Raw genomic sequence first — 3368 nt, 5'->3', positions numbered from 1 at the left:
CAAGCGCTCGGTCACCGGCAGGTGGCATATCGACGAGACTTATATCAAGGTCCGTGGGCATTGGATGTATCTCTACCGCGCCATCGACAGCAACGTATCCCTCCGGTGACGGCCGCCTTGCGGTCTGAGGGCGAACGTCGGAAGTCCTAGGGACAATCCTAGGAGTAGCCCTATGACGATGCCGCGAGTGGAGGTGATCACGTCGGTCGAGAGACGGCGCCGCTGGTCGCGTGAGGAGAAGGAGCGCCTGGTGGTGGCATCTTTCGAGCCTGGCGTGACGGCCTCGGAGGTCGCGCGATCGGCGGGCATTCACGTCAGCCAGCTCTTCCGATGGCGCAAGGAGCTGTGTGATCGGGTCGATGTTGGCGCCACGCAATTGGTCCCGGTCGAGATCGTCCCTGCCGCCCAGCCGCCCGTCGTTGAGACGCCGGCATCATCGGCGTCTCCCAACCGACGTCGCCGCAAGAGCGGCATCATCGAGATCGAGCTTGGCGGCGGGCGCCGTGTCCGTGTTGATCGCGACGTGGATGGCGAGGCGCTGCGGCGCGTGCTGGACGCGCTCGGGTTGCGATGATCCCGGTTCCGAGCGGCGTGCGGGTGTGGCTGGCGACGGGTCACACCGACATGAGGAAGGGCTTTCCGGGCCTGGCATTGGTAGTGCAGGAGACGCTGAAGCGTGATCCGCACAATGGTCACCTGTTCGTCTTCCGTGGTCGTCCCGGCGATCTGATCAAGGTGCTTTGGCACGACGGCCAGGGCGCCTGCCTGTTCTGCAAGCGGCTGGAACGGGGGCGCTTCATCTGGCCATCGCCGGCCGACGGCGTCGTGACGATCACGCCGGCCCAACTCGGCTATCTACTCGAAGGCATCGACTGGCGCATGCCGCAGAAGACCTGGCGGCCGACGGCGACCGGCTGACGATTTGGTCTTGCACATGGCGGTGGATATGATTCCCTTTCCATATGCCCGACGCTGAATCGCTCCCTTCCGACCTCGCCGCCGCCCACGCGATGATCCTGGCGGAGCGCGCCGCACGCATCGAGGCCGAAGCTCTTGCCGCCCACGCGGCGGCGGTCAGCTCCGGAACGGAGGCGTTGATTGCACGACTGAAGCTGGAGATCGAGAAGCTCAGGCGCGAACTCTACGGCAGCCGCTCGGAGCGCAAGGCCCGGCTGCTCGAGCAGATGGAGCTTCAGCTCGAGGATCTGGAAGCTGATGCTGTTGAGGACGAACTCTCTGCCGAAAGGGCGGCTTCCCGGTCACAGACGGTCCGCTCGTTCGAGCGCCGGCGCCCGTCGCGCAAGCCGTTCCCGGAGCACCTGCCGCGCGAGCGCGTCGTGATCGCCGCACCCGAGAGCTGCCCCTGCTGCGGCTCGACCAGGCTGTCGAAGCTGGGCGAGAACGTGACCGAGACGCTGGAGGTGATCCCGCGTCGGTGGAAGGTCATCCAGACGGTGCGCGAGAAGTTCTCGTGCCGCCAGTGCGAGACGATCACCCAGCCGCCGGCGCCGTTCCACGTCACGCCGCGCGGCTTCGCCGGGCCGAACCTGCTGGCGATGGTGCTGTTCGAGAAGTTCGGCCAGCATCAGCCGCTGAGCCGGCAGAGCGAGCGCTATGCCCGCGAAGGTGTCGAGCTGAGCCTGTCGACGCTGGCCGATCAGGTCGGCGCATGCGCGGCGGTGCTGCGTCCGCTGCATGCGCTCATCGAGGAGCATGTGCTCTCGGCGGAACGGCTTCACGGCGACGACACGACGGTGCCGATCCTGGCGAAGGGCAAGACCGACACCGGCCGGGCCTGGGTCTATGTCCGCGACGATCGGCCCTTCGGCGGGACATCGCCACCTGCAGCCCTGTTCCACGCATCGCGCGACCGGTCTGGCGATCACCCCGAGCGGCACCTGAAGCAGTTTACCGGCATTCTGCAGGCCGATGCCTATGCCGGTTACAACCGGCTCTACCTCGTCGACCGCAAGCCCGGACCGGTGATGGAAGCGCTCTGCTGGAGCCATGCGCGGCGCAAGTTCTTCGTGCTCGCCGACATCGCCGCCAACGCGCGTCGCGGCAAGACCGCGCCGCCGATCTCACCGATCGCCTTCGAGGCCGTGAGGCGCATCGATATCCTGTTCGACATCGAGCGCGACATCAACGGGCTGCCTGCCCAGCAACGTCTTGCCGCGCGTCAGGAACGGAGTGCGCCGCTCGTCGCCGAACTGGAAGAGTGGATGCGTGGCGAGCGGGCCAGGCTCTCGCGCCATGCGCCCGCCGCCCAGGCGATCGACTACATGCTCAAGCGCTGGAATGGCTTCACACGCTTCCTCCAGGACGGGCGCGTCTGCCTCACGAACAATGCGGCCGAACGGGCGCTGCGCGGTCTGGCACTGGGCAGGAAGTCCTGGCTCTTCGCCGGGTCGGACCGCGGCGCCGATCGCGCGGCGATCATGTACACGCTGATCGCAACCGCCAAGCTCAACGACGTCGACCCGCAGGCCTGGCTGGCCGACGTGCTCGCCCGCATCGCCGACACGCCGCAGGGCCGCCTGGCCGATCTCCTGCCGTGGAACTGGAAGGCGCAATCTGCAAGACTGGCCGCATGAGCCCGTCCCCGAAGATCGCCGCATCCGACAGCCTCAACGAGATCGCCACGGTCCGCGTCGAACTGCGCGACACCGATCCCCTGATCTGGCGCGAGGTCGAGGTGCCGACCTCGATCACGCTGAAGGTGCTGCACGACATCATCCAGGCCGTGATGGGCTGGTTCGACTACCATCTGTGGGAGTTCACCATCGGCAAGCAGAGATACGGCCTGCCGATGGACGAGGACTGGGGAACGGCGCCGCGCAAGGACGCCGCCAAAGTGCGCCTGCGCGATGTGCTCAAGCCGCGCAGGACGACGATCGACTACCTCTACGACTTCGGCGACAGCTGGGAGCTTCGGCTCACCGTGACCGGCGTCAGGGCCGGCCATCCCGCGGCCTCCTATCCGCGCTATCTCGGCGGCGAGAGGAACGCCCCACCCGAGGATTGCGGTGGCATTCCAGGCTTCTACGACATGCTCGACGCGCTGGCCGACCCCGACCACCCCAACCATGCCGACGCAACCGAATGGGCCGACGACTACGATCCCGACACCATCGACGAACTCCCGATCAAATACGCGCTCTTGCGCATCGCGAACCGACGAAACCCAGCCAAGGCGCGATTGATCAACAAAGCCCCGCCGAAACCCGATAACTGATCACGCCGCCATAACCGCGGTCCTCACCGGACGGTTACACAGCAACGGCGATACGGTTGAGTTCTGGTTCAGTGAGCGGCGGAATCTGGCTGCGGCCAAGCGGTTCCTGCGCCAGGCGCTCAAGCGGCATGGC

The 3368-nt window shown here is 66.5% G+C and carries 4 protein-coding genes and 2 pseudogenes; all 6 read left to right on the top strand.

From position 1 onward, the window contains the following. Positions 1 to 94, top strand: a pseudogene (locus L630_RS22720) (DDE-type integrase/transposase/recombinase); the annotation flags it as partial. A 78-nt stretch (positions 95 to 172) separates the two neighbouring features. Continuing rightward, a complete protein-coding gene (locus L630_RS0120455; protein WP_024850032.1) occupies positions 173 to 574 on the top strand; it encodes a transposase in 402 nt (133 codons plus the stop codon). Beyond that, the gene (gene tnpB / locus L630_RS0120450; RefSeq protein WP_024850031.1) at positions 571 to 918 is read left to right on the top strand and encodes an IS66 family insertion sequence element accessory protein TnpB; all 348 of its coding nucleotides are present in this window, start codon (positions 571 to 573) and stop codon (positions 916 to 918) included. The genes L630_RS0120455 and tnpB overlap by 4 nt, the downstream gene beginning before the upstream one ends. A 92-nt stretch (positions 919 to 1010) precedes the next feature. Then, positions 1011 to 2594, top strand: coding sequence for an IS66 family transposase (locus tag L630_RS0120445; RefSeq protein ID WP_244650305.1), 1584 nt, complete (start codon positions 1011 to 1013; stop codon positions 2592 to 2594). Further along, positions 2591 to 3235, top strand: a complete 645-nt coding sequence (locus L630_RS0120440; protein WP_024850029.1) for a plasmid pRiA4b ORF-3 family protein — start codon at positions 2591 to 2593, stop codon at positions 3233 to 3235. Before L630_RS0120445 ends, L630_RS0120440 begins: the two co-directional genes overlap by 4 nt. Positions 3236 to 3275: 40 nt before the next feature. Beyond that, positions 3276 to 3368: pseudogene (locus L630_RS23060) on the top strand (DDE-type integrase/transposase/recombinase); the annotation flags it as partial.

The sequence above is a fragment of the Aminobacter sp. J41 genome, from assembly GCF_000526635.1.
Taxonomy (GTDB): Bacteria; Pseudomonadota; Alphaproteobacteria; order Rhizobiales; family Rhizobiaceae; genus Aerobium.
This window is presented reverse-complemented; position numbering and strand designations above follow the sequence as displayed.

What these genes read in the sequence shown, in the direction of transcription:
- L630_RS0120455 (WP_024850032.1), top strand. Translation starts at nt 173, where the DNA reads ATGACGATGCCGCGAGTGGAGGTGATCACGTCGGTCGAGAGACGGCGC.
- tnpB (WP_024850031.1), top strand. Translation starts at nt 571, where the DNA reads ATGATCCCGGTTCCGAGCGGCGTGCGGGTGTGGCTGGCGACGGGTCAC.
- L630_RS0120445 (WP_244650305.1), top strand. Translation starts at nt 1,011, where the DNA reads ATGATCCTGGCGGAGCGCGCCGCACGCATCGAGGCCGAAGCTCTTGCC.
- L630_RS0120440 (WP_024850029.1), top strand. Translation starts at nt 2,591, where the DNA reads ATGAGCCCGTCCCCGAAGATCGCCGCATCCGACAGCCTCAACGAGATC.